Origin of the sequence: Methylobacterium sp. BTF04, from assembly GCF_010692745.1 — a bacterium.
Lineage (GTDB): Bacteria > Pseudomonadota > Alphaproteobacteria > Rhizobiales > Beijerinckiaceae > Methylobacterium.
Genome location: NZ_JAAHTB010000184.1, coordinates 1 through 1,176, shown reverse-complemented (window position 1 = coordinate 1,176; position 1,176 = coordinate 1). Strand labels below are relative to the sequence as shown.

At 66.7% G+C, this 1,176-nt stretch carries 1 protein-coding gene; it reads right to left on the bottom strand.

The features are described 5' to 3' along the window. Positions 1-123: 123 nt before the first annotated feature. Positions 124-1,176: phage portal protein (locus tag G3T14_RS24200; protein ID WP_163645008.1), on the bottom strand; the 1,053-nt coding region annotated here is incomplete at its 5' end.

The following is a 1,176-nucleotide window of genomic DNA, read 5'->3' as shown; positions in this document are numbered from 1 at the left end:
AGTGCGAGGATGACGTCGGCCGCGTCGAAGCTGTCGTCCCAATAGAGATCGCCGACCGTGCCGGAGAGCACGATCTCGTTCCCCGTGACCAGTACGGTCATGGTGCCTCCGGTGATGTGGTGTTCAAGCGTTCGGGTTGGAGCCGGATGCCGGCGATCCGGTCGCATCGGCTGCGGCGGCATCCGCTGTGGCCGACGTGGCGGTCTTCACCTTCTGTCGCCCGTCGCTGGAGTAGACGAGCCCGAGATTGTCGGCCCGGTCGTTGTCGGCCTTCTGCTCGGCGTCGACGACCTCGGAATCGTAGCCGTTCTCGGCGACCTTCCGCGTCCGGGTGGACAAGCCGCCCTGGATCTCGAGGAGCTTGCCCTCGACGTCCTGAACCGGGTGGATGTACGGCCAGGACGGCGGGATCCAGTTCACCGCGTAGGCCTGCTGTCGGGTCATCCCGTCAGGGAGCCTCAAGGCACCGGAAAGCAGCGCGAGATCGATCCAGCGGCGCCAGACTGGGCGGCACACCTGGAACACGACCAGATGGTGCTGCCACATCTCCACCGAGCGACGGAAGCTGTTCAGCGCCGCGCGGAGGGTCCGGTCGTTGCCGCCGGTGTAATCGCCGCTCAGCTCTTCGTAGAGGACGCCGGCAGCCACTGAGACGCCGCGGAGCGATTGGCGCACGAACATATCGAAGTTCGGCCCGACATCCTTCGGATCTGAGAAGATGACGTCCTCGCCGTCGGCCAGCACCTGCAGGGTGCCGGGCTCGAATTCCAGGGTCGCGGCGCCATCGTCGTCGGCCGCATCGGTGCCGAGCGGTCCGCCGCCTGGCGAACCATCCTCATCCTGGATGATTCGCTTGATGAAGCCGAGGAAGCGCGCTGCGTTCTTCTTCCGGATCAGCTCCGCATCGAGGTAGCCGTCGAGGTCGTAGAGCGTGCGCAGGGCCCGGGCGAGCCAGGGTTCGCCGCGATCCTGTCCGGGTCGCATCGCCCGGTAGAGGTGGCAGACGTCGGTTGCTGGGACCAGCGTGAGGTCCAGGCCGTTGGCTGCCAGGACGCCGTCACCGGGATGCTCGCGATAGAGCCAGTAGCCCTCGCGCGCGCCGATGGCATTGTACTGGATGCCCTGCCGGATATTGGCGGTGGCGTCGGTCTTGAGGTGCGGGCAGTGGTCGCCCTC